Origin of the sequence: Amycolatopsis magusensis, assembly GCF_017875555.1 — a bacterium.
In the GTDB taxonomy this organism is placed as follows: Bacteria; Actinomycetota; Actinomycetes; order Mycobacteriales; family Pseudonocardiaceae; genus Amycolatopsis; species Amycolatopsis magusensis.
The window spans coordinates 7,117,050-7,139,368 of the sequence record NZ_JAGGMS010000001.1; the positions used below are offsets into that span (position 1 = coordinate 7,117,050).

The following is a 22,319-nucleotide window of genomic DNA, read 5'->3' on the forward strand; positions in this document are numbered from 1 at the left end:
TTGCGTTGATTGCAAGTAATGCCCCACTCATAGCATTGAACTGCGTTCAGCTGGGGGCGCGCGAGCGTAGGATTTCGGCGACTCCGGCGACGGTGGGCCGGGTCAGGACCTCGCGCACCGAAAGCTCGGTCCCGAACCGGCGGCGCAGGCGGCTCACCACCTGCGTCGCCGCGAGGGAACCGCCGCCGAGCGCGGCGAACCGGTCGTGCGCGGCGGGTGGCCCGGCCAGGCCGAGCACCTGCGTCCACACCTCCGCCACCGCCTCGGCGAACTCGTCCACTGCGTCCACTGTGTCCACTTCGGACACCTCTGGCTCCGGTACCTGGTCCGCCATCGCGGCGAGCCAGGTGCGGTCGACCTTCCCGTTGGCGTTCAACGGGATCCGCTCGATCAGCCGGAACTCGCCCGGGATGGACGAGCGGTGCAGCGTCGACCGCAGCCGGACGGGCAGTTCGGCGAGCAGCGTGCCCGGGTCGCCGTCCGGCACGACGAACGCGACCAGCGCGACCGCCCGGCCGGAGGCGTCCCGCCGCGGGGCGACCACCGCCTCGCGTACCCGGTCGTCCGCCTCGATCGCGGTCTGGATCTCCCCCGGTTCGATGCGCACCCCCTCGAGCTTGATCTGCTGGTCCAGGCGGCCGAGCAGCTCGATCGTGCCGTCGGCCCGCAGCCGGGCCGCGTCCCCGGTCCGGTACATCCTGGCGCCCGGCCGGAACGGGTCCGCCGGGAAGCGCTCCGCCGTCAGCCGCGGCCGCCGGTCATACCCCTGCCCCACGCCGACCCCGCCCAGCACGAGTTCCCCTGGCAGGTCGAGCGCGGCCTCCCGCCCGTACCGGTCGAGCACGCGCGCGGTCTGGTTGGTCAGCGGCCTGCCGTACGGGATCGCGCGGGCGAACCGCTCCCCCGGCGCGACGCGGTGGATCACGCTGTCCACCGACACCTCGGTGGCGCCACCGAGGCTGTAGAACTCGGCACCGGGAAACGCGCGGTGCACCCGCGACGGCTGATCGACCGGGATCCAGTCACCACCGGCGAGCACCAGCCGCACACTGTCCACTCGGGACGGAAGCAGGTTCAGCACCAGGCTCAGCGCCGAAGGCACCGAATGCCAGAGCGTGACGCGCTCGTCGACGAGCAGCCGCGCCCAGTGGTCCACGTCCTGCTCCCGGCCGCGGTCCGGCAGGACCGCCGTCGCCCCGGCCGCGAGCGTGCCGAACAGGTCGTACACCGACATGTCGAAGCTCGGCGAGCTGACCACGAGCATCCGGTCTCCGGGGCCGAGCCCGAACCGCTGGTTCAGGTCGGTGATCATGTTCGCCCGGCCGGCGTGGTCGAGCAGCGCGCCCTTGGGTTCGCCGGTGGAGCCCGAGGTGAAGATCAGGTAGGCCAGGTCGCTCCCGGTGCCCCGGCGCGTCGGGCGGTCCCGGCTGGTCACGCCGGACGGCACCGGCACCCAGGAATCGGTGAGGGAAGTGGCGATCTCGGCGTACTCGGGATCGGCCAGGAGGCTGGTGAGGTGGCCGAGCCGGAACAGGGTGCGCAGCCGCTGGTCCGGCAGCTTCGGGTCGAGCGGCACGTAGGCCGCGCCCGCTTTCAGCACGGCCAGCGCGCACACCACGAACTCGACGCTGAGCGTGGCCAGGATCCCGATCCGCGTGCCGGTGAGCCGCGCCGCGAGCCCGTTGGCGCGTGCTTCCAGCTCCCCGAAGCGCAGCCGGGTATCCCCCTGTACCAAGGCGAGCGCGTCCGGATCACGGTCGGCCGCAGCCTCGAACAACTCGTGCAGGCAGGGTGGGTGCGTCAGGTCGCGGGTGGTGTCGTTGAGCCGGGCGGCGACCTGCTTCTCCGCCGCCGTGCGGTGGTCCACCGCCGCGACTTCCCTGTCCGGCATGGAGATCGCGGCTCGCAGGAAGGCGAGGTAGTGCGCGGCGATCCGGTCCAGGGCCGCGGGATCGCGCGGGCGCGCGGCACATTCGACGGTCAGCTCGTCGGCGAAGACGAACGTCAGCGCCAGATCCGCCGGTTCGGGATCGAGCACCACCCGGAATCCGGCCCGCGCACCGGCGACCGGCGCGGCCATCGCGACGAAATCGCCGACGACCGTGCCGTCGAGGCGCAGCGTGTGCTCGGTGTCCGTGCGGACGGTGACCTCGCGCGGGCCCGCGTAGGCCATGGCCTGGGCGAGCAACGCGCCGAGCAGCACGGCTCCGGAAGCCAGTGGCAACGCGTGGCCGCCGCTGACCGAGGGCGTCGAGTCCTCGCACACCAACGGGAAGTGCGGGTGGGTGCGTTCCATCAGGACCAGCCTCCCGGCAGCGGGTACGCGGCCATCACCCCGGCGATCTCGGCCCGGACCCGCGGCACCGCCGCCGGATCCGCCAGCACGTCGACGATCCCGGTGCAGCAGCGGTCGAAGTCGGCGGTGGTCAGCCCGCGGAAGGCGGCGATGTTCGTGCCCAGCCGCAGCCCGGCCGCCACGCGGGACGGGGTGGTGTCGCCGGGGACCCGGTTGCGGTTGGTCAGGACGCCCGCCGCCTCCAGCGCGCGTTCCGCGTCCCGGCCGGTGAGCCCGCGCGGGCGCAGGTCCACCAGCACCATGTGGCTGTCGGTCCCGCCGGAGACCAGGTCGAAGTCGCGTTCGAGGCGCCGCGCGAGCAGGTCGGCGAGTTCGCGGACCCGGCGCATCACCCTGGCGAACTCGGGTTTCGCCACCCAGTCGAGCACGCAGGCCTTGCCCGCGATCGCCCCGAAGTCCGGTGAGCCCTGGAAGTACGGGAACACCGCGCGGTCCAGGAGCTTCGCCAGGGTCTCGGTGCGCCCCGGCGGCGGGGACACCGCGTCCGGGCCGGACAGGATCAGCCCGCCCTTGGGGCCGTACAACTGCTTGTGCGTGCAGAGGGTGGTGACGTGGGCGTGCGGCACCGGGCTCGGCTGCAGCCCGGCCGCCACCAGCCCGGCGGTGTGCGAGATGTCGGCCACCAGCACGCAGCCGTGGCGGTCGGCGACCCGGCGGAACCCGGCGAAGTCGATCGCGCGCGGGTAGGCGCTGCCACCGCAGATGATCACCTTCGGCCGGTGCTCGCCGGCCAGCCGGTCCACCTCGGCCAGGTCGATCCGCCCGTCCGCGCGCACGCCGTAGTACACGCCGCGGAAGAACCGGCTGGTCACCGACGGCTTGCTGACGTGGGTCAGGTGCCCGCCGCTGGCCAGGTCCATGCTCAGCACCACGTCGCCCGGGTCGAGCAGCGCGGTCAGCACGGCGAGGTTCGCCGTGCTCGCCGCGTGGGACTGCACGTTGGCGTAGGTGGCCCCGAACACCGAGCACGCCAGGTCCACGGCCATCCGCTCGACCACGTCGGCGCCCGCCGAGCCGGAGTGGTAGCGATCGCCCGGGTAGCCCTCGGTGGTGACGTTGGCGAACACCGACTGGGTCGCGGCCGCCACCTCCGGGTGCACGATGCTGCGGGCCGCGATCAGGCACAGCGTCTCCCGCTGGTATTCGTATTCGGCCCGGATCGTCCCGGCCAGTCCGTGCGGGCGGATCCGCCCGGACGGCACCGTGAACGGCAAGGCCGTCGAGTCGATGGTCATTCCGCCCCCACATTTCCTTACGAATGGCCGTGGATCGACCAGGAATGGTGATGTCTCATTCTTACGAACCTGAATACGGTAACCCAGGAAAGCCGATCCGCGCCCCGGCTGCCGTTCGCCGGAAAAGCGGCAAGCTAAACACCCGGAGTGGCCGGAAGGTAACGCCGCGGCACCCGGTTCCCGATTCCGGTGAGTATTTCGTGGGGATTGGTGCGCGCCCACCGTGCCCATTCGGCCACCGTCGGTTCCGACTGCTCACCGGGGCCGAAAAGGACCACCTCGTCCCCGATGCGCACGGGCGCGTCCCCGGCGTCGGCGACGAACTGGTCCATCGCCACCCGCCCGGCCACCCGGCACCGCCGCCCGCCGAGCAGCACCTCGGCGCGTTCGCCTGCCAGGCGCGGGACCCCGTCGGCGAAGCCCAGCGGGACCAGCGCCAGGGTGGTGTCCCGACTGGTCACGTACTCGTGGTCGTAGGACACGCCGGTGCCGCCCGGCACCCGCCGGACCATGTTCGCCCTGGTCCGCAGCGTCATCGCCGGGCGCAGCCCGGATTCGTGCCCGGCCAGCGGTTCCACCCCGTACAGCGCGATCCCGGCCCGCGCCAGGTCGAGGTGGGTGGCGGGCGCGGTCAGCACGGCCGCCGAGTTGGCCAGGTGCCGCACCCGCGGGTCGAGCCCGCGCGCGGCGGCCAGCGCGCAGGCCTCCTCGAAGCGGCTCGACTGCACGCCCACGGACGGGTCGCCGGGGTGGTTCCCGCTGATCAGGTGCGACCACAGGCCGCGGACCCGCACCAGGCCGGCGCGTTCGAGCCGCCGCGCGGCGGTGACCAGCCCTGGCCACAGCTCCGGCGGTGACCCGTTGCGCGACAGGCCGGTATCCACCTTGAGGTGCACATACGCGCATTTCCCGGCCCGGTCGGCGCTCGCGGCGATGCCGTCGAGGTGCTCGACCGACGAGACCGACAGGTCGATGTCACCACCGATGGCCGGGGCGAAGTCCTCGTCCGGCAGGTGGAGCCAGCTCAGCACCGGCGCGGTGATCCCGGCGGCCCGCAGGTGCAGCGCCTCGGCGAGCGAGGTGACGCCCAGCCAGGTCGCGCCGTGCGCGAGCGCGGTGGTGGCGACCGGGAGCACGCCGTGCCCGAAGCCGTCCGCCTTGACCACCGCCATGAGCTCACCGGAACAGCGTGACCGCAGCAATTCGGTATTGTGCGCGATCGCGCCGAGATCGATCACGGCCATCCCGAGCGATTCGGTGGCCGTCGCCGCGCCGGGCGCATCAGTCCACCGGTAATCCTCCCGGACAATACTCATGCTGCCCCCTCGGCATAGGCTTCGCCCTTACTCGGGGGCCACACTTTACCCTTTTTCCCCGGGTGCGCCATGCCATTGCGCGAACGGCGTGGAAATCACCGTTTCTCATTTCACTCAGCGAAAGGACGCGCATTCGGGCGCCGGGTTGGAAATTGCCCGACCGGGGACCGGCGTACGAGGCGCCACGAGCGGGAGCCGAGCCGGGCACCAGTCACCCCGGATACGGTTTTCCTCGCCGGCTCGGTGCGGGAGCCTCCCCACATGGACCCGACGGGTTCCCGCCGAGCCGGCTCTGAAAAGTCCACTCCGGACTGATCAGAGGTGGGCGGCGGTGCTCCCGCCGACCTCCAGCGCGGGCAGGCCGAGCTTGCGGTGGTCCCACGAGCGGATCCGCTCGGCGTCGAACCGCACGGCCACGCGCTTGGCGAGCATGAACTCGACCATCGGCCGGACCTCTTCGCTGTAGGGCCCGTTGTACCGCTCCCACACGCCGACCCCGACCGCCCACAGCGCGTCCGGGTCGTCGACGATCGTCGCGTGGCCCTGGATGGCCACCCCGCGCAGGGCGTCGTAGGTGTGGCCCGTCTCGATCATCACCGTGGCCCGGCCGTCCCGGCGCAGGTTGACCGCCTTCTGCGACTTGGCCTTCGTCTCGAACCACAGCACCCCGTCGAGCACGGCGTACCACATCGCCACCAGGTGCGGCTGGCCCGACGAGCCGACCGTCGCCAGCGTGGCCACGCGCTGCTCGTCCAGGAACCGCGCGATCTCCCCGGCGGACATGACGATCTGGCGGCGCTGGTTCTCGCCCATGCGGCACCTTTCCGATGAGACGGAGTACATAATGAGACTGTGTCTCACAGTGAACCCGACGGTCTCGCCGCCCGCAAGAGGCGGGCGACCAGCACCCGCATCGCCGCGTCGGCGGCCCGGCTCGCCGGGCGGCACGGGGTCGCGAGCACCACGGTGGAGCAGATCGCGGCCGACGCCGAGGTCGCCCGTGCCACCTTCTTCCGGTACTACAGCACGAAAGAGAGCGCCATCGCGGAAGGCGTCACGGGCCCGTGGCTGGTGCTGGTCACCGAGGCGCTGGCGCGCCGGCCGGAGCACCTGTCCGCGAAAGCGGCGCTGGTCGCGGCGTTCGACGAGCTCGCAGGGCACTTCTCCGACCACCGTGACGAGATCTGGGAACTCGCCCGCCTCACCCGCTCATCACCGGCACTGCACGCCTGGACCACGCAGACCTACCAGCGCTACGAGGACGCCATCGCCCGGCTGCTGGCACCCCGCTTCCCCGCGTCAGCCGAGCCCGACCCGCGGCCGCGCCTGCTCGCGGTCCTCGCCATGGGCGCGGTCCGCATCTGCCTGGACGACTGGGTCGCCACCGGCGGCTCACTGCCCGCGCTGCTCTCCCGCGCCTTCGCCTCGATCACCGTCGAACCGGGGTAAGGCCCCGGATCGACGGTGATCCGGGGCCTGTCCGATCACCGGCTCAGCGCGGCGAACATGCCGGGCTCGTAGGCACCCGCCGGGTTGCGCACGATCACGTTCATCCGGTTGGCCGCGTTGATCATCGCCACCAGGCACACCAGCGCGGCCACCTGGTCGTCGTCGAAGTGCTCGCGCACCCGGGCCCACGTCTCGTCGGACACGCCCCGGCCGGTGTCGGCGAGCCGGGTGCCCTCCTCGGCGAAGGCCAGCACGGCCCGCTCTGCTTCGGTGAACACCGTCGCCTCGCGCCAGGCCGCGATCAGGGCGAGCCGGACCGCGCTCTCCCCCGCCGCCGCGGCGTCCTTGGTGTGCATGTCGAGGCAGAACCCGCAGCCGTTGAGCTGGCTGGCCCTGATCTTGAGAAGTTCCTGCGTGGTCGCGGGCAGCGCCGAGTGCTCGAGCACCAGCGCGGCGCCGATGAAGCGCTTGCTGAACTTGGCGGCGACCTCGTTGGCCATCAGGTCGAATCGGGCTTCCATGGTGTCTCAGTGTCTCCTCGTTCGTCGTGGCAGGGGGTACGGACACCAGATGCCGGTCACCCCGGATCCTGTGACAGCGGGAGACGGTGGTCACACCGGTGTCACAGATCGGGCGGACCCGGCGTCTGGTGGGCGGACCGGACGAAGGAAAGGACGGGAGCCAGCATGCGGGGCACCGAAGGCAGCGAGAGCACGGACGCGTTCGTCACCCATCGCAACCTGTTGTTCACCGTGGCCTACGAGATGCTGGGCTCGGCCGCCGACGCCGAGGACGTGCTGCAGGAGACCTGGCTGCGGTGGGTGGACGTGGACCTCACCGAGGTGCGGGACCAGCGCGCGTACCTGGTCAAGATCGCCACCCGCCAGGCGCTGACCCGGTTGCGCACGCTCGGGCGCCGCAAGGAGTCCTACGTCGGCTCGTGGTTGCCCGAGCCGCTGCTCACCGCGCCCGACGTGGCCGACGACGTGGAACTGGCCGACAGCGTCTCGATGGCCATGCTGCTGGTGCTGGAAACGCTCACCCCGACGCAGCGGGCGGTGTTCGTGCTGCGCGAGGTGTTCGACCTGCCTTACGACGAGATCGCCGAAGCCGTCGGGAAAACCGAGTCCGCGGTTCGTCAGATCGCCCACCGGGCGCGGGCGCACGTCGCGGAGCGCCGCCCGCGCGGAGTCGTCACCCCGGCGCAGACCCGCTCCGTGCTCGAGGCGTTCCAGCGGGCCGTCCAGACCGGCGATCTGCAGGGCCTGCTCGACATCCTTTCCCCGGACGTCGTCCTGCTCGGCGACGGCGGCGGCGTGAAGCAGGCCGTGCTCCGGCCCATCCACGGCGCGGACAAGGTCGCCCGGGTGCTGACCGCCGGGCTCGGCCGGGTCGGCGACGCGGGCTCGATGCACCCGGCTCAGGTCAACGGGCACCCGGCGCTGGTCTTCCAGCTCCACGGCGAACTCGACTCCGTGCTGGCGGTCCGGTTCGACGAGGGCCGGATCACCGGTCTCTACGCGGTGCGCAATCCCGAGAAGCTGTCCCACATGGACCGGGAGACCAGCCTGCGCCGCTGATCAGGCATCTCAGTCGCCGAGCAGCCGCCACGCGGTGAGCGCGAGCCGGACCCGGACCAGCCCGGCGGGTTCGGTGAGGTCGAAGCCGAGTGCCTTGCCGAGCTGGTCGAGCCGCCGGGCGATGCTGCTGTGGTGCAGGTGGAGCCGGTCCGCGGCCCGGCGCAGGGAACCGGTGGCGCAGTAGGCGTCCAGTGTCGCCAGCTCGTCCGGCTGACCGGCCAGGCAGGCGATCGCGGCCACGTCGGCGTTGGCCCGGACGACTTCGGGTGGAACCTGCGCCAGCAGCGCCAGTGCCCCCAGTCCGGCGTACCGGACGACCGGTTCCCGTGCCGTGGTGAAGCGCAGGGCCGTGCGTGCTTCCCGCCAGGAACATTCGGGGCTGCCCGCGGCGCCGACACCCGCGTGCACGCCCGCCGGGAACCGTGCCATGTCCACTGTGGACGCCAGGATCACGCCCACCCCGGCCAGCGGCGCCGCTTTCACCGGCCGTCCCGGGCAGATCGCCCCGGCGACCCGGTCCAGCGGCAGTTCCGAACGCACCGCGGCGACCCGGACCGGCACGTCGGCGCCGAAACCCAGCAACCGCAACGCCCGCGCCCGGCCCGCCTCGTCGGTGTCGCCGCCGATGACGAGCTCGATCAACGCGGGGTCGGCCATCGTGGTGCGGGCCGGGCCGTAGCGCTCGACCACGCCCGCGACGGCGATGGCGAGCCGGGCCAGCACCAGGTCGTCGAGCGGCACGGGCTCGCCCGGCCGTTCCAGCCACGCCAGCCCGATCTCCTCCTCGTCGAGGACGATCGGCAGCTGGACCGAAGCGTCCCCGCCCGCATCGGCGGTCCGGCGGCCGTCGGGCCCGACCCGGATCACCCGGCCCGTGCCGTGGAGCCGGACCCCGGCCACGCATTCGGCCAGCCCGGCCGAAGCCCGCACGAGGGCGGGCAGATCGACCCGGCGGCGCATCAGCGTGTCGTAGAACATCACGACCCGCAGCGCGCCCCCGGCTTCCGCGTCCAGGTGCGACAGCCGTTCGGCGAGTGCCTCCATATCCGGAGGGTAAGCGACGATCGGCGCGTGAACCAGGCCGGATGCGCGACGCGCGGCGGATGATCCCGGCGGCGCCGACCGGCAGGATCGTCGGCATGGATCCCGAACTCGAAGCGTTCCTCCCGCTCTTCCCCAAGGCCGACCTGGCCGATCCGGTCACCGCGCGTGAGCACTTCGCCAAGCTGGCCACCTCGGTGCCGGCTCCCGACACCACCGGTATGGCGGTCGAGGACCGGACGGTGCCCGCCGACCCGGCCGTGCCGGTGCGGATCTACCGCCCGCACGAGGCCCACGGCGCGCTCATCTGGCTGCACGGCGGCGGGTTCGTCATGGGTGACGTGGAAACCGAGCACCCGTGGGCCTCCCGCATCGCGAACAACTCCGGTGCCGTGGTGATCTCCGTGGGCTACCGCCTGGCCCCGGAGAACCCCTTCCCGGCCGCGCTCGACGACGCCTACGCCGTGCTCACCTGGGCGTACGAGAACGCGGGCGAACTCGGCATCGACCCGGAGCTGATCGCGGTCGGCGGGCACAGCGCCGGTGGCGGGCTCGCGGCCGCGACGGCGTTGCGGGCGCGTGATGAGCAGGGGCCGCCGATCCGCTTCCAGCTGCTCAACCAGCCCGGGCTCGACAACTCGCAGCAGTCGTGGTCCGCGCGGAACTTCACCGCCACGCCCTGGATGAACCGCGACAAGGTGACCGACGCCTGGCGGCACTACCTCGGCTCCCGGCCCGTCACGCCGTACGCGGCCCCGGCGTGCGCCGAAGACCTCACCGGCCTGCCGCCCGCCTACATCGCCACCGCGGAGCTGTGCCCGAACCGCGACGAGGACATCGCCTACGCGCAGCGCCTGCTGCAGGCCGGGGTCTCGGTCGAACTGCACCAGTGGGCGGGCACCTTCCACGGGTCGCAGGCGATCCTGTCGGCCGAGGTGTCGCAGCGGCAGAACGCCGAACTCGGCGCCGTGCTGCAGCGCGCGCTGGCCGGCTGATGGCCGCCGTGACCGGGCTCCTGCGCCCGTTCCGCCGGGATTTCGCGGCCGTGGCTGGCTTCCAGGTCATCGGCGCCGTCGCGGGGTTGGCGCCGCTGCTGGCGGTCGCCGAACTGGGCCGGGTGCTGCTCTCCCCCGGTCCGGTCGAGTCCGGTCCGGTGTCCGCCGCCGTGGTGTTCGGCGCGGTGGGGTTGTTCGTCCGGCTGGTGTGCACCGCCGCTTCGGCCGGGATCGGGCACCTGCTGGACGGCCGGGTGCAACTGGTCTTCCGGCGGCGGCTGGCCGAGCGGCTGGGGCGCGTGCCCATCGGCTGGTTCTCCCGGCGGCGGACCGGTGAACTGGCGAAGGTCGTGGGCGAGGACGTCGGTGCCGTGCACCCGTTCATCGCGCACGCCCCCGGTGAACTGGTCGCCGCGTTCGTGGTGCCGCTGGTCTCGCTGGTGTACCTGTTCGCGGTCGACTGGCGGCTCACGCTCATCACGCTGATCCCGGTGGTGCTGGCGGTGGCGCTGGTGCCGCTGATGATGACGCCGTCCCGGCTGCGCGAGCAGGCGGAGTTCGACGAGGGCATGGGCCGGATCTCGGATTCGGTGGTCGAGTTCGTGCAGGGCATCTCGGAGGTCAAGGCGTTCGGCGGGGGTGAGCGCGCGCACCGGAAGTTCCGCACCGCCGTGGACGGGTTCGTCGCCACCTTCAACCGGTGGGTGCACGGGATGGCCGGGCCCGCCGCCGGTATGCAGCTGGCCCTGTCCCCGCCGTTCGTGGTGCTGGTGGTGCTGGCCGGGGGCACGGTGCTGATCACCTCCGGCGGCCTGGCCCCGGCGGACCTGCTGCCGTTCCTGTTGCTGGGCCTGGGACTCACCGCGCCGGTGGCCGCGCTCGGCCACGGTTTCGACGAACTTCAGGCTGCCCGGCGCGCGGTCGGCCGGATCCGGGACGTGCTCGAAGTGGAGTCGCTGCCGGAGCCGGAAAACCCGGCCGTGCCACGGGGGCACCGCGTCGAACTGCGGGACGTCCGGTTCGGCTACGAGGACGGGCACGAGGTGCTGCGCGGGATCGACCTGGTGCTGGAGCCGGGCACGACCACCGCGATCACCGGGCCCTCGGGCAGCGGGAAGTCCACTTTGGTCCAGCTGCTGCCGCGGTTCTTCGACCCGGACCACGGTTCGGTCTCCCTCGGCGGGGTCGACCTCCGCCAGCTTCCCAGCGAGCAGCTCTACCGGCTGGTCTCGTTCGTCTTCCAGGACGTCCGCCTGCTGCGCGCCTCCGTCGCGGAGAACATCGCGTTGGCGGTACCGGAGGCCGAGCCGGACGACGTGGTCCGCGCGGCCCGGCTGGCGAACATCCACGAGCGGATCCTCGAACTGCCACGCGGGTACGAGACCGTGCTCGGGGAGGAAGCCGAGCTGTCCGGTGGTGAGGCGCAGCGGATCGCCATCGCCCGCGCCCTGCTCGCCGACACACCCGTGCTGGTGCTCGACGAGGCGACCGCCTTCGCCGACCCGCGGACCGAACTGGCCGTACGCCAAGCATTGTCCACAGCGGACGGTCAGCGGACCGTGCTGGTCATCGCGCACCGGCTGGAGACGGTGGCCGGCGCGGACACCGTGGTGCTGCTGGAGAACGGGTCGATCGCCGAACGCGGCAGCCCGGCCGAACTGCTGGCGCGCGGCGGGCAGTTCGCCGCGTTCTGGCGATCCCACCAAGGAGAAGAACTCGGATGATCCGACTGCTGCTGCGGGTGCTGGGCCACGAGTACGCCAAGCCGGTGCGCCGCACCGTCGCGCTGATGACCACCACCGCGATCGCCGAAGGCCTGGCCTGCGCGCTGCTCGTCCCGGTGCTGCGGGCGCTCTTCGGCGGCGATCCCGCGGCCGCGTGGCCGTGGCTGATCGCGTTCGGCGGCGCGGTCGCGGCCTACGCGGTGCTGCGCTTCCGCAGTGACCTCGCCGGTTTCCGCTCCGGGACCACGCTGCTGCGGGGCATGTACCACCGCCTCGGCGACCACCTGGCCCGGCTGCCCATCGGCTGGTACGACGCCAAGCGCGTCGGCGAGGTGTCGGTGACGGCCGGTCCCGGGGTGCTGCAGGCGATGGGGGTGATCGCGCATCTGTTGTCCCCGTTCATCTCGGCTTGCGTGACCCCGCTGACGATCGTCGCCGTGATGCTCGCCGCCGACTGGCGGCTCGGGCTGGCCGCACTGGCCGCCGTGCCGATCGTGGCGGTGATCCAGGTCTGGACGGGACGTTCGATGGCCGCCGCCGACGCCGAAAGCGCCGCACGCGGGCACGAAGCCACCGGGCGGGTCATCGAATTCCTTCAGGCGCAACCGGTGCTGCGGGCCGGTGGCCGGACCACCGAACGGTTCCGGCTGCTCGACGACTCGCTGCGGGAGGTGCAGCGCGCGGGCCGCCGCTCCACGCTGGCCGCGCTGCCGGGCGTGGTGGGCTTGACGCTGGCGGTGCAGATGGCGTTCACCGGGCTGCTGGTGCTCGGTGCCCTGCTCGCGCTCGGCGGGGACATCGGCGCGGCGGAGGTGCTGGCGATCCTGGTGCTGGCGGCGCGCTGCGCGGATCCACTGCTGTCGTTGTCGGACATCGGCGGCAAACTGCGGGGTGCGCGGGCCGAACTGGGCAGGCTCGACGAGGTGCTGCGCACCGAACCGCTGCCGGAGCCACACACGCCGCTCCAGCCTCGGGGTCACGCGCTGGAGTTCGATTCGGTGGTCTTCCGGCACGGCGACCGGACGGTGGCCGACGGGCTGTCGCTGTCCGTCCCGGAAGGACAGCGGCTCGCGGTGGTCGGGCCGTCGGGCGGGGGCAAGAGCACCCTGCTGCAGTTGCTCGCGCGGTTCTACGACGTGGACTCGGGCGCGGTGCGCGTGGGCGGGGTCGACGTGCGCTCGATCAGCACGGAGGCGTTGATGGCGCGGATCGCCATCGTCTTCCAGCGGGTCTACCTGTTCGACGGCACGATCGAGGAGAACGTGCGCCTCGGCCGTCCCCACGCGACCGAAGCCGAGGTGCGCGAAGCCGCGACGGCGGCACGGCTGGACGAGGTGATCGAGCGGCTGCCCGGCGGCTGGTCGGCGAAGGTCGGCGAGGGCGGCGCGCTGCTGTCCGGTGGTGAACGCCAGCGGGTCTCGATCGCGCGGGCACTGCTGAAGGACGCGCCGATCGTGCTGCTCGACGAAGTCACCTCCGCGCTGGACCCGGCGAACGAAATGGCCGTCCACGAAGGGATCGAGCGCCTGATGGCGGGGCGGACCGTGGTGCTGGTGGCCCACCGGCTGCGGACCGTCCGGCGGGCCGACCGGGTCGTCTTCCTCGATCGCGGCCGGATCGTGGAAGCAGGCACGCACGAGGACCTGCTCCACGCCGGCGGCCGCTACGCCGATTTCTGGGAACTCACCACGGCGGCACCGTGAACCGCGCTCAGGCCACGGTGACCACCAGCTTCCCCCGGATACCGCCCGCTTCGAAGGCCCGGTGCGCTTCGGCGATCTCGGCCAGCGGGTAGGTCCGGTCCACCACCGGTTCGATGTCCCCCGCCTCGGTCAGCCGCGTCAGGTCCGCGAGCAGGTCGTGGCGGGGGTTGCCGCTGAAGGCGTGCACGCGGCGGTCGAAGACGGCGGCGGCCAGCAGGGCACCCACCGAACGCAGGAGGCGGGCGCTGTCGAAGGTGATCGCCACCATCCGGCCCGTGGGTGAGAGCAGCCGCCGGAAGTCGGCGAACCGCGTGCCCACGGTGTCCAGGACGACGTCGAACCGGCCGAGGTCCTCCGGGGCGGTGGTGGAGTAATCCAGTGCCTCGTCCGCGCCGAGTTCGCGCACGAAATCCAGGTGCTTCGCCCCGGCCAGTGCCGTGACGTGGGCGCCGTAGGCACGGCCCAGCTGCACCGCGATACTGCCGACCCCACCCGCGCCGCCCCGGACCAGCAGCCGTTCACCGCTGCCGAGCCGGGCTTTGTCACGCAGTGCCGTGAGCGCGGTCGTACCGGCGGCGGGAAGCGCGGCCGCTCGCACCAGGTCCAGTCCGGCGGGGGCGAGGGCCGGGCGGTCGGCCGACACGGCCACGTATTCGGCCGCGGTGCCGAAAGTCCGGCCCAGGACACCCCACACCCGGTCCCCGATCGTGAATCGCGAAACACCGTTCCCCAGCGCGGCCACCTCACCGGCGAAGTCGACCCCGGTCCGCTTCGGGAATCCCCGGCCGGCCACCGCTCGCAGTTTTCCCGCCCGGACGGTGGGTTCGCCACCGTTCACACTGGTGGCGTGGACGCGGACCAGCACTTCACCCGCCCGGGGAACGGGGGCGGGCACAGTTCCTTCGTAGAGCACTCCGGGACCGCCGTACCGGTCGTACAACGCTGCGCGCATTCTGCTTTCCTCTCTCGGACCGTCGTCGCTGCCCAAGCCAACGCGCTAACCGGACGCAGGTTTCCGCATGGCCCTAAGGTGAGAGACATGCGTGCCGATTCCTCTCACAAAGCACCCGCCGCGCCCCCGTTGCGCGCGGACGCGCGGCACAACCGCACCCGCATCCTGGCCGCGGCTCGGGAGGTCTTCGCCGATCGCGGGCTGGACGCGCCGATGGCCGCGATCGCCCGCCGGGCCGGGGTCGGCGTGGCCACCCTGTACCGCCGGTTCCCCACCAGGGAGGCGCTGATCACCGAGGTGTTCACCGACCAGCTGGTCGGCTGTGTGTCCGTTGTGGACGAAGCGCTGGCGGACCCGGATCCGTGGCGCGGGTTCCGCACCGCGGTGGAGACGGTGTGCCGCATGCAGATCGCCGACCGCGGGTTCACCGGCGCGTTCCTGACCGCCTTCCCCGGCGCGGTGGACTTCGAGCGGGTCCGCGGGGACGCCGAACGGGGGCTGGGCGAGCTGATCCGCCGCGCGCAGGCGACCGGGAAGCTGCGTCCCGAGTTCACCACCACCGATCTCGTGCTGCTGGTCATGGCCAACAGCGGGGTGGCAGCCGAGCTGGCGGGCCAGCCCACCGCCGTGGTCGCCGCGGCCTCCGGGCGGCTGGTGGCCTCGATGCTCGCCGCCTGGCAGACCGCGCCGCTCGATCCCCTGCCCCCGGCACCCCCGTTGACCCTCCACCACATCTAGGCCTACCCCGGCCCGGAAAAACCCCGCCCCCGGCCCGCCGGAGGGTATCCGCAGTGGCCGGCGCTTCCTCCTGTGTGAGCTGGGATGCTGGTGATCCACCCGGCGGAAGAGGGGGCAGGTGCGTGTTCGACTACGACGCCGAACTGCGGCGGTACCAGCGGCGGCTGAGCGCGGCGCTGGACATCGGGGCCGAGGACAGGGTGCTCGACATCGGCTGTGGTGGCGGGCAGACCACCCGGGCGGCCGCCGGGCTGGCGAGCGCGGGCAGCGCGCTCGGCGTCGACACCTCACCGGCGATGGTGGCGCACGCGCGCCGGCTCGCCGCGGCGGAGCGGCTCGGCAACGTGCGCTTCGAGCAGGCGGACGCGCAGGTCCACCCGTTCCCCGCGGGTGGGTTCACCCTCGGGATGAGCCGGTTCGGCACGATGTTCTTCACCGATCCGGTCCGGGCGTTCACCAACATCGGGCGCGCGCTGCGGCCGGGGGCGCGGCTGGTCCAGCTGGTCTGGCAGGCCGGTGACCGGCAGGAATGGGTGGCCGAGGTCCACCGGGCACTCGGCAGCGAGCCCCCGGCGAACGACGCGGGCGCCTTCTCGCTGGGTGATCCGGCCGAGGTGGAGGCCGTGCTGACCGCGGCCGGGTTCACCGACGTGCGCCTCACCGGCCTCGACGAGCCCGTTTTCTACGGCGCGGACCCCGAGGCCGCCGTCGAAGCCGTGCTTATGCTGCGCATGGCGGCTGATCCGCTGCGCCACCTCGACCCCGCCGAGGCCGCACGCGTCCGCGACCGGCTGCGCTCCACCATGGCCGCTCATCTGCGGGCCGACGGCGTCTGGTTCGACTCGCGGGCCTGGCTGGTCACGGCCCGGCGAACGGCCGATTCCTGAACAAAGACCTACCCAGAGTGTGCCGGGCACACTTTTCCCCTCGCGCGGACGGCCCTTTACCCGGCGGCCCGAACCTGCTTCGTGAACACCATTAACCTACCGGCCGCGGCGCTTATTGCGTACGCTTCGCCGTGCTCGACAAATTGATTGGTGCGGGTAGAAATGACGGCAAATGCACGGGGGTAGGCCTAGCACCACCATCGTCGGTGGTACTACTACCACCTATTCATCCCAAACCGGACCCATTCCAGGATATGACCGGACCGGCGGTGTCAAGCAGTGGGACATTTCTGGCCTACCCGCAGGTAAGTGCCCCATTTGGTCCAAATGGAGGTACCTCGCATTTATTTCCCCTGCCACCATCTTGACTAATTTTCAAGCAGGCGCCGGACCGGCGGGAGTCCGGGCGCCCTCGCTGACGATGGGGGAATAACTGGAATGGAAATCGATCTGCTCGGCTCGCTGTCATTGACCCACGGCGGGCGAAGATACGGGGTCGGCTCTCGCAAGGTCCGCACCGTGCTGGCCCTGCTGGCGCTTTCCCCGGGAAAAGCACTGTCCCTGGAGCAGCTGTCCGACGAGCTCTGGGGTGAGACCTCCATCGCCAACTCGCGCAACGCGTTGCAGGCCAACATCGCCCGCCTGCGCAAACTGCTCGAATCGGTCACCGGGCAGCCCGGCGAGGAACTGGTCCGCACGGTCAGCGGCGGGTACCTGCTGGACGTGCCGCCGGATTCGGTGGACACCAGCCGCTTCCTGACCCTGTCCCGGCGTGGCGCCGGGCTGGTGGAGACCGTGCCGCAGGAAGCGATCGAGCTGCTCCGCGAATCCCTGCTGCTGTGGCGGGGTGGCGCGCTGCTCGACGTGCTCGACGGCAGCCGGTGCCGCTCGGCCGCCGCGCACCTCGACGAACGACGGCTCACCGTGCAGGAGGACCTGATCGCCGCGCGGCTGGCGGTCGGCGACGAACGCGGCGTGGTGCACGAACTCCGGCAACTGGCCGCCGAGAACCCCGGCCGGGAGCGGCTCAGCGAGTACCTGATGCTCGCGCTGTACCGCACCGGCAGGCAGAGCGAGGCGGTGTCGGTGTTCCACCGCACCCGCGGCTGGCTCGGCACCGAACTCGGCCTGGAACCCGGCCGCACCATGCGGCAGCTCTACCAGGCGATCCTGGTGCAGGACCGGGTGCTCGATTAGGCGCTCCTCCGGTGAGTCCGGTCGATGGGCTTCGTGATCCAGGTGGTTCCTGGCGGTGCGGGCGATTCGGCCTCGTACTGGCCGTACTCGGCCGAACTCGCCCGTGCCGCCAGGGACCGCCTGGGCGCGGAGAGCGCGACTTGACTTGCCGGACAGCGCCTAGCTCGCACCTCACTGCGGCAGGTTGTCGTGGCGGTAGCGGTGCTGCATGCCCCGCGCACGGGCGCGCAGCACCGTGCTCACCACCTGCCGGGTGCGTTCCGGGGTGATCACCTCGTCCACCGACAGCCTGCCCGCCGCCACCTCCGCGCTCATCACCGTCGACCGGTACCGCTCGATCAGCTCGTCGCGGCTCGCCGGGTCGGCGGCGAGTTCCCGGCGGTGGATGACGTCCACCGCGCCTTCGGGGCCCATCACCGCCAGTTCCGCGGTGGGCCAGGCGAACACCGCGTCCGCCCCCAGCGAGCGCGAGTTCATCACGATGTAGGCGCCGCCGAAGGCCTTGCGCAGCACCACGGTCACCCGGGGCACGGTCGCGTTCGCGTAGGCGTGCAGCAGTTTGGCGCCCTTGCGGATCACCCCCGCCGATTCCTGCGCGGTTCCCGGCAGGAATCCGGGGGTGTCCACCAGGGTCAGCATCGGCAGGCCGAAGGCGTCGCACATGCGGACGAACCGGGCGGCCTTCTCGGCCGAGGAGATGTCCAGCGTCCCGGCGCGTGACCGGGGCTGGTTGGCGATCACGCCGATCGCCATACCGTCCAGCCTGGCGAAGCCGATCACCACGTTGCGGGCGAAGTCCGGCTGGAGTTCGAGGAAGCTGCCGCCGTCCACGATCGCCCTGGCGACCCCTCGCACGTCGAAGGTCAGCCGCGGGTTCGACGGCACCTCGGGCATCGGCTCGGGCTCGCGGGACAGCGCCACCGGCGCCGGCTCCCAGCAGGAGGCGGGCAGGTAGCCGAGCACGCGGCGGGCCAGCGCGAACCCCTCCGCCGCGTCCGCGCACTCCAGGTGCACCACGCCGGACCGCCGGGTGTGCACGTCGACCCCGCCGAGTTCCTCCGGGCCGACGTCCTCGTGCGTCACCGCGTGCACCACCCGCGGTCCGGTGAGGAACATCCGCGCGCCCCGGCGCATGATCACCACGTCGGTCAGCGCCGGGGAGTACACCGCGCCACCGGCGCAGGTCCCCAGCACCACGCTGATCTGCGGCACCTTCCCGGACAACGCGACATTGCGCGCGAAGATCTCGCCGTAGCCGTCGAGCGCGCCGACACCTTCCTGGATGCGGGCGCCACCGGAGTCGAGCAGGCCGACCACCGGCACCCGTGAACGGTCGGCGTGGTCGAGCACCCTGGTGATCTTGCGGGCGTGCGTCTCGCCGAGCGAGCCGCCGATCACCGTGGGGTCCTGGGCGAACAACGCGATGTCGCGGCCGTCGATCCGGCCGAGCCCGGTGACCACCCCGTCGCCCGGCGGGCGCTTGGCGGCCATGCCGAAGCCGGTGGCGTGGTGCCGGGCCCGGCTGCCCAGTTCGACGAACGAGCCGGGGTCGGTGAGCGCGAGCACCCGCCCGGTGGCGTCGCGGGAATCCAGCGGCGGCAGCTCCGGGGCGAGGTCCGTGACGTCCTGACTCATGCGCCGAGCGTGCCGGGTGTGGTTGACCGGTTGCTGACAGTTCACCGACGCCGCCGGCCTGTCAGCGCCCGGTCAGGCGCCTGTCACCGGATCCGCATAGCTTCCCTCCTGCGTCACCCTGACCTTTTTCCTTGCCAGTCAACACTTTCCTACCGGGAGCCCTCATGACGACGGCAGTCTCCGCACGTATGGACCAGATCCGGGCGATCGTCTGCGAGCACCTGGAGCTCGAACCCGACCAGCTGACCGAGACCAGCCTGTTCGTCGAGGAGCACGAGGCGGACTCGCTGGCGCTGATGGACGTGCTCGCCGCGCTGGAGCGCACCTTCGGCGTCAGCATCGACCAGGCGCAGTTCTCGCGGATGACCGACCTGCGGAACGTGTACGGGGTCGTCGCCGAATCCGCGCGCTGGTAGGCCCGGATGCCTTCGCAGCCAGCCGATCCCGGCCGCCGGGTGGTGATCACCGGACTCGGGGTGGTCTCCAGCATCGGCACCGGGGTCGCCGAGTTCAGCGCCGCACTGCGGGCCGGGCGCAGCAACGTCCGGCCGATCAGCGTGTTCGACACCACCGGGTTCGAGCACGTGAACGGGTGCGAGGTCACCGATTTCGAGCCGGAGCGGTGGATCCGGCAGATCGACTTCGAGGAGCTCGGGCGGGCCAGCCGGTTCTCCACCGCCGCGGCGAGGCTCGCGCTCACGGACTCCGGGCTGTCGCAGGAGGCGCTGGCCGAGGCCCGCTGCCTGATCTCGGTGGGCAGCACCGACGGCGAGTCCCACGAACTCGACCAGCTGGTGTCGATGGAACTTCACGGCGGCCCGGAGTCGATGAGCCCCCGGCTGGCCCGGCGGATCTCCGCCGGCCGGCTGGCCACCTCGATCGCCCGCGAGCTCGAGCTGTCCAATGTGGAGACTTCGACCATCGTCACCGCCTGCTCGGCGGGAAACTACGCGATCGGCAACTCCTTCGACGCGATCCGCTTCGGGGACGCCGACTACGCGCTCTGCGGGGGCGCGGACGCGGTGTGCCGCAAGACCTTCACCTCCTTCTACCGGCTGCGCAGCATCGCGCCGGACTGCTGCCGCCCCTTCGACCGCAACCGGATGGGCATCCTCACCGGTGAGGGCGCCGGGATCCTGCTGCTGGAAAGCCTGGAGTCCGCGACGGCCCGCGGTGCGCGGATCTACGCCGAGGTGCTCGGGTACGGGCTTTCCTGCGACGCGCACCACCCGGTCGCCCCGCACCAGGGCGGCATCGCCCGGTGCATGGAACTGGCGCTGGCCAACGCCGGGGTGAAACCCGGCGAGGTGGACCTGATCTCCGCGCACGGCACCGGGACCAAGGCCAACGACCTGACCGAGACCGCCGCGATCCGCGACACCTTCGGCGAGCGCCCGCCCCGCGTGGTGTCGATGAAGTCCATGCTCGGGCACACGATGGGCGCGGCGAGCGCGCTGGCCGCGATCGGCTGCTCGGTGGCGATCACCGACCGGTTCATCCCGCCCACCATCAACCACGTGGAAACCGATCCGGAGTGCGCGATCGACTGCGTGCCCAACACCTCGGTGGAAGCCGACCTGCGGATCGTGCAGAACAACGGCTGGGCCTTCGGGGGCAACAACTCCGTGGTGCTCTTCGGCCGCTACGACGGACAGGCGGTAGGGGTATGAGCACGACGACGGCGCCGGTGATCTCGGCGTGGACGGCGATCTCGCCGTTCGGCCCCGACCGGGTCTGTTTCGCCGAAGGGGTGCGGTCCCGGCGGGTGGCCACGGCCCCGCCGGACCCGGACCGCTGGTCGCGGGTCCCCGAAGCGATGGCGGGCACGGTGCCCGGGTTCGAGCCGCGCGAGTACCTCGGCAACAAGGGCACCAGGGCGATGAACCGGGTCAGCGGGCTGACCGTGGTCGCGGCGAAGAACCTGCTGGCCGACCTCGAAGTCCCGCCGGGCGCCGCCCGTGACGACATCGGTTTCGTACTCGGCACCACCACCGGCAGCGCCCAGAGCATGATGAACCTGACCAGGGCGTCGCTGACCGGCGACAAGCCCGATCACGTCGAGCCCGCCGCGGTTCCCGGCTGCGTGATGAACTGCGCCGCCGGGCAGGCCGCGATCTGGCACGGGCTGAAGGGCCCCAACGCCACCATCGCGGCCGGGCGCACCACCGGGCTGCAGGCGCTGGACTACTCCCGGCGGCTGCTGCGCGCCGGCCGGGCCGCCCGCGTGCTCTGCGGCGCCGCCGAGGAGTACTCCCCCGCCCGCTCCTGGGTGGAACACCACCGGCGCGGCGGCCCGGCGGCGCGCGCCATGGGTGAGGGCTGCGCGATGTTCCTGGTGGAGCCGGCCGACCAGGTCCCGGCCGGGCGCACCGTGCTGGCCACCCTGGCCGGTTCCGACTCGCGCGTCTGCCTTGACGGGTACCTGCCCGGCGCGATCACCGCGGCGGTGCGGTCGATGCTCACGCGCGCCGGCGTCGGCGCCCACCGGGTGTGGGCGGCGACCGGCGGCGACTTCCTCGACACGAACGGCAACGCGGTCGAGTCGGCGGTGCTGCGCGAGTTGTTCGGTGACGAGGTGGTGGATCGCGTGCCGGACAGCGGGTTGATCGGCGACACCTCGTCGGCGACGGCGTTGTTCCAGCTCGCCGCCGTCCTCAGCGTCGCGGAGGGCGCCGGACGTGGCGACCGCGACCACGCCGTGGTGACCGCCGTCGACGACGACGGTTCGGTGGCGTGCGCGTTGTTCGAGCTCGGAGGGTCACGGTGACCGCGCCGAAGGTCGCACTGGTCAGCGGCGGGTCCCGGGGCATCGGCCGGGCCGTGGTGCTGCGCCTCGCGCAGGACGGGTTCGACGTGGCGTTCTGCTACCGCGGCGACGAGAACGCGGCCGAGACGCTGACCAAGGAGGTCCGCGAACTCGGCGGCCTCGCGGTCGGCACCAAGGTGGACGTCACCGACCACGAGGCCACCGCCGCCTGGATCGACCGCACCGCGGGCGAACTCGGCCCGCCGGAAGCGGTGGTCACCTCGGCGGGCATCACCAAGGACGGCTCGCTGGCGCTGATGCCGGAACCGGACTGGTCGCAGGTGCTGCGGACCAATCTGGACGGTGTCTACCACGTCTGCCGCCCGGCGGTGTTCCGGATGATCAAGCAGCGGGCGGGCAGCGTGGTCACCCTGTCCTCGGTGTCGGGTGTGCACGGCAATCCCACGCAGACCAACTACTCGGCGTCCAAGAGCGGCGTCATCGGGTTCACCAAGGCGCTGGCGAAGGAGGTCGGCCGGTTCGGCGTGCGGGTCAACGCCGTGGCACCCGGGCTGATCGACACCGACATGATCGGCCAGATGGGCGAGCAGGCCAGGGACAAGCTGCTGCGGACCATCCCGCTGCGCCGGTTCGGCCAGGCCGACGAGGTCGCCGAACTGGTGTCCTACCTGGTTTCCGGGCGGGCCGCCTACATCACCGGAAGCGTGTTCGAGATCAACGGCGGCCTGGTCGTCTGACGGGCCG

Annotated in this window: 20 protein-coding genes; 12 read left to right on the forward strand and 8 right to left on the reverse strand. The window is 72.0% G+C overall.

Features of this window, described 5'->3' with window-relative positions:
- Nucleotides 1-46: 46 nt before the first annotated feature.
- The 4 genes from JOM49_RS31630 to JOM49_RS31645 form a co-directional block, all read right to left on the reverse strand.
- Nucleotides 47-2,296: an amino acid adenylation domain-containing protein gene (locus tag JOM49_RS31630; RefSeq protein WP_209667829.1), complete on the reverse strand. Its 2,250-nt coding sequence runs from the start codon at nucleotides 2,294-2,296 to the stop codon at nucleotides 47-49.
- The gene (gene glyA, locus JOM49_RS31635) at nucleotides 2,296-3,591 is read right to left on the reverse strand and encodes a serine hydroxymethyltransferase (protein ID WP_209667830.1); all 1,296 of its coding nucleotides are present in this window, start codon (nucleotides 3,589-3,591) and stop codon (nucleotides 2,296-2,298) included. Before glyA ends, JOM49_RS31630 begins: the two co-directional genes overlap by 1 nt.
- 134 nt (nucleotides 3,592-3,725) lie before the next feature.
- On the reverse strand, nucleotides 3,726-4,907 hold the full coding sequence (alr, locus tag JOM49_RS31640) for an alanine racemase (protein WP_308158940.1): 1,182 nt from the start codon (nucleotides 4,905-4,907) through the stop codon (nucleotides 3,726-3,728).
- A 315-nt stretch (nucleotides 4,908-5,222) separates the two neighbouring features.
- Nucleotides 5,223-5,720: a pyridoxamine 5'-phosphate oxidase family protein gene (locus tag JOM49_RS31645; RefSeq protein WP_209667831.1), complete on the reverse strand. Its 498-nt coding sequence runs from the start codon at nucleotides 5,718-5,720 to the stop codon at nucleotides 5,223-5,225.
- A gap of 39 nt (nucleotides 5,721-5,759) precedes the next feature.
- On the opposite strand from JOM49_RS31645, the gene JOM49_RS44200 reads away from it, so the two are divergent.
- On the forward strand, nucleotides 5,760-6,356 hold the full coding sequence (locus JOM49_RS44200) for a TetR/AcrR family transcriptional regulator (protein WP_209667832.1): 597 nt from the start codon (nucleotides 5,760-5,762) through the stop codon (nucleotides 6,354-6,356).
- Between the two features lie 35 nt (nucleotides 6,357-6,391).
- Here the strand turns inward: JOM49_RS44200 and JOM49_RS31655 are convergent, their stop codons facing one another.
- Entirely contained in the window at nucleotides 6,392-6,877 is a 486-nt protein-coding gene (locus JOM49_RS31655; RefSeq protein ID WP_209667833.1) for a carboxymuconolactone decarboxylase family protein, read from the reverse strand.
- A gap of 165 nt (nucleotides 6,878-7,042) precedes the next feature.
- Here JOM49_RS31655 and JOM49_RS31660 point away from each other — a divergent pair, with 165 nt between their 5' ends.
- The gene (locus JOM49_RS31660; protein WP_209667834.1) at nucleotides 7,043-7,936 is read left to right on the forward strand and encodes an RNA polymerase sigma-70 factor; all 894 of its coding nucleotides are present in this window, start codon (nucleotides 7,043-7,045) and stop codon (nucleotides 7,934-7,936) included.
- Nucleotides 7,937-7,945: 9 nt separating this feature from the next.
- Here the strand turns inward: JOM49_RS31660 and JOM49_RS31665 are convergent, their stop codons facing one another.
- On the reverse strand, nucleotides 7,946-8,980 hold the full coding sequence (locus tag JOM49_RS31665; protein ID WP_209667835.1) for a helix-turn-helix domain-containing protein: 1,035 nt from the start codon (nucleotides 8,978-8,980) through the stop codon (nucleotides 7,946-7,948).
- Nucleotides 8,981-9,075: 95 nt separating this feature from the next.
- Between JOM49_RS31665 and JOM49_RS31670 the strand changes: the two genes are divergently transcribed.
- The 3 genes from JOM49_RS31670 to JOM49_RS31680 are packed head-to-tail and all read left to right on the forward strand — an operon-like array spanning nucleotide 9,076 to nucleotide 13,399.
- Nucleotides 9,076-9,972 (forward strand): alpha/beta hydrolase, encoded by an 897-nt coding sequence (locus tag JOM49_RS31670; protein WP_209671847.1) that lies wholly within the window; start codon nucleotides 9,076-9,078, stop codon nucleotides 9,970-9,972.
- Nucleotides 9,972-11,696 (forward strand): ABC transporter ATP-binding protein, encoded by a 1,725-nt coding sequence (locus JOM49_RS31675; protein ID WP_209667836.1) that lies wholly within the window; start codon nucleotides 9,972-9,974, stop codon nucleotides 11,694-11,696. Before JOM49_RS31670 ends, JOM49_RS31675 begins: the two co-directional genes overlap by 1 nt.
- Nucleotides 11,693-13,399, forward strand: coding sequence for an ABC transporter ATP-binding protein (locus JOM49_RS31680; protein WP_209667837.1), 1,707 nt, complete (start codon nucleotides 11,693-11,695; stop codon nucleotides 13,397-13,399). Before JOM49_RS31675 ends, JOM49_RS31680 begins: the two co-directional genes overlap by 4 nt.
- A gap of 7 nt (nucleotides 13,400-13,406) precedes the next feature.
- On the opposite strand, the gene JOM49_RS31685 is transcribed toward JOM49_RS31680, so the two are convergent.
- A complete protein-coding gene (locus JOM49_RS31685; RefSeq protein WP_209667838.1) occupies nucleotides 13,407-14,351 on the reverse strand; it encodes an NAD(P)-dependent alcohol dehydrogenase in 945 nt (314 codons plus the stop codon).
- Between the two features lie 87 nt (nucleotides 14,352-14,438).
- Here JOM49_RS31685 and JOM49_RS31690 point away from each other — a divergent pair, with 87 nt between their 5' ends.
- The 3 genes from JOM49_RS31690 (at nucleotide 14,439) to JOM49_RS31700 (ending at nucleotide 17,173) form a co-directional block, all read left to right on the forward strand.
- Nucleotides 14,439-15,089 carry a TetR/AcrR family transcriptional regulator gene (locus tag JOM49_RS31690; RefSeq protein WP_209667839.1) on the forward strand — a complete coding sequence of 217 codons (651 nt, stop codon included), beginning with the start codon at nucleotides 14,439-14,441 and terminating at the stop codon, nucleotides 15,087-15,089.
- A gap of 122 nt (nucleotides 15,090-15,211) precedes the next feature.
- Nucleotides 15,212-15,976 carry a class I SAM-dependent methyltransferase gene (locus JOM49_RS31695; protein WP_209667840.1) on the forward strand — a complete coding sequence of 255 codons (765 nt, stop codon included), beginning with the start codon at nucleotides 15,212-15,214 and terminating at the stop codon, nucleotides 15,974-15,976.
- 438 nt (nucleotides 15,977-16,414) lie between these two features.
- Entirely contained in the window at nucleotides 16,415-17,173 is a 759-nt protein-coding gene (locus JOM49_RS31700; protein ID WP_209667841.1) for an AfsR/SARP family transcriptional regulator, read from the forward strand.
- Between the two features lie 171 nt (nucleotides 17,174-17,344).
- Here JOM49_RS31700 and JOM49_RS31705 read toward each other — a convergent pair whose 3' ends face one another.
- Nucleotides 17,345-18,808: an acyl-CoA carboxylase subunit beta gene (locus tag JOM49_RS31705; protein WP_209667842.1), complete on the reverse strand. Its 1,464-nt coding sequence runs from the start codon at nucleotides 18,806-18,808 to the stop codon at nucleotides 17,345-17,347.
- A gap of 164 nt (nucleotides 18,809-18,972) precedes the next feature.
- Here JOM49_RS31705 and JOM49_RS31710 point away from each other — a divergent pair, with 164 nt between their 5' ends.
- From JOM49_RS31710 to fabG, 4 genes are read left to right on the forward strand one after another with little or no spacing between them, the layout of a single operon-like run.
- Entirely contained in the window at nucleotides 18,973-19,224 is a 252-nt protein-coding gene (locus JOM49_RS31710; RefSeq protein ID WP_209667843.1) for an acyl carrier protein, read from the forward strand.
- Nucleotides 19,225-19,230: 6 nt separating this feature from the next.
- On the forward strand, nucleotides 19,231-20,478 hold the full coding sequence (locus JOM49_RS31715) for a beta-ketoacyl-[acyl-carrier-protein] synthase family protein (protein WP_209667844.1): 1,248 nt from the start codon (nucleotides 19,231-19,233) through the stop codon (nucleotides 20,476-20,478).
- Nucleotides 20,475-21,575 (forward strand): beta-ketoacyl synthase N-terminal-like domain-containing protein, encoded by a 1,101-nt coding sequence (locus tag JOM49_RS31720; RefSeq protein WP_209667845.1) that lies wholly within the window; start codon nucleotides 20,475-20,477, stop codon nucleotides 21,573-21,575. Before JOM49_RS31715 ends, JOM49_RS31720 begins: the two co-directional genes overlap by 4 nt.
- Nucleotides 21,572-22,312 (forward strand): 3-oxoacyl-ACP reductase FabG, encoded by a 741-nt coding sequence (gene fabG, locus JOM49_RS31725; RefSeq protein ID WP_209667846.1) that lies wholly within the window; start codon nucleotides 21,572-21,574, stop codon nucleotides 22,310-22,312. The genes JOM49_RS31720 and fabG overlap by 4 nt, the downstream gene beginning before the upstream one ends.
- Nucleotides 22,313-22,319: the final 7 nt, after the last annotated feature.

Excerpts from the sequence above, each read along its gene's own strand:
- JOM49_RS31630 (WP_209667829.1), bottom strand. The coding sequence starts at position 2,296 with ATGGAACGCACCCACCCGCACTTCCCGTTGGTGTGCGAGGACTCGACG.
- glyA (WP_209667830.1), bottom strand. The coding sequence starts at position 3,591 with ATGACCATCGACTCGACGGCCTTGCCGTTCACGGTGCCGTCCGGGCGG.
- alr (WP_308158940.1), bottom strand. The coding sequence starts at position 4,907 with ATGAGTATTGTCCGGGAGGATTACCGGTGGACTGATGCGCCCGGCGCG.
- JOM49_RS31645 (WP_209667831.1), bottom strand. The coding sequence starts at position 5,720 with ATGGGCGAGAACCAGCGCCGCCAGATCGTCATGTCCGCCGGGGAGATC.
- JOM49_RS31655 (WP_209667833.1), bottom strand. The coding sequence starts at position 6,877 with ATGGAAGCCCGATTCGACCTGATGGCCAACGAGGTCGCCGCCAAGTTC.
- JOM49_RS31660 (WP_209667834.1), top strand. The coding sequence starts at position 7,043 with ATGCGGGGCACCGAAGGCAGCGAGAGCACGGACGCGTTCGTCACCCAT.
- JOM49_RS31665 (WP_209667835.1), bottom strand. The coding sequence starts at position 8,980 with ATGGAGGCACTCGCCGAACGGCTGTCGCACCTGGACGCGGAAGCCGGG.
- JOM49_RS31670 (WP_209671847.1), top strand. The coding sequence starts at position 9,076 with ATGGATCCCGAACTCGAAGCGTTCCTCCCGCTCTTCCCCAAGGCCGAC.
- JOM49_RS31675 (WP_209667836.1), top strand. The coding sequence starts at position 9,972 with ATGGCCGCCGTGACCGGGCTCCTGCGCCCGTTCCGCCGGGATTTCGCG.
- JOM49_RS31680 (WP_209667837.1), top strand. The coding sequence starts at position 11,693 with ATGATCCGACTGCTGCTGCGGGTGCTGGGCCACGAGTACGCCAAGCCG.
- JOM49_RS31685 (WP_209667838.1), bottom strand. The coding sequence starts at position 14,351 with ATGCGCGCAGCGTTGTACGACCGGTACGGCGGTCCCGGAGTGCTCTAC.
- JOM49_RS31690 (WP_209667839.1), top strand. The coding sequence starts at position 14,439 with ATGCGTGCCGATTCCTCTCACAAAGCACCCGCCGCGCCCCCGTTGCGC.
- JOM49_RS31700 (WP_209667841.1), top strand. The coding sequence starts at position 16,415 with ATGGAAATCGATCTGCTCGGCTCGCTGTCATTGACCCACGGCGGGCGA.
- JOM49_RS31705 (WP_209667842.1), bottom strand. The coding sequence starts at position 18,808 with ATGAGTCAGGACGTCACGGACCTCGCCCCGGAGCTGCCGCCGCTGGAT.
- JOM49_RS31710 (WP_209667843.1), top strand. The coding sequence starts at position 18,973 with ATGACGACGGCAGTCTCCGCACGTATGGACCAGATCCGGGCGATCGTC.
- JOM49_RS31715 (WP_209667844.1), top strand. The coding sequence starts at position 19,231 with ATGCCTTCGCAGCCAGCCGATCCCGGCCGCCGGGTGGTGATCACCGGA.
- JOM49_RS31720 (WP_209667845.1), top strand. The coding sequence starts at position 20,475 with ATGAGCACGACGACGGCGCCGGTGATCTCGGCGTGGACGGCGATCTCG.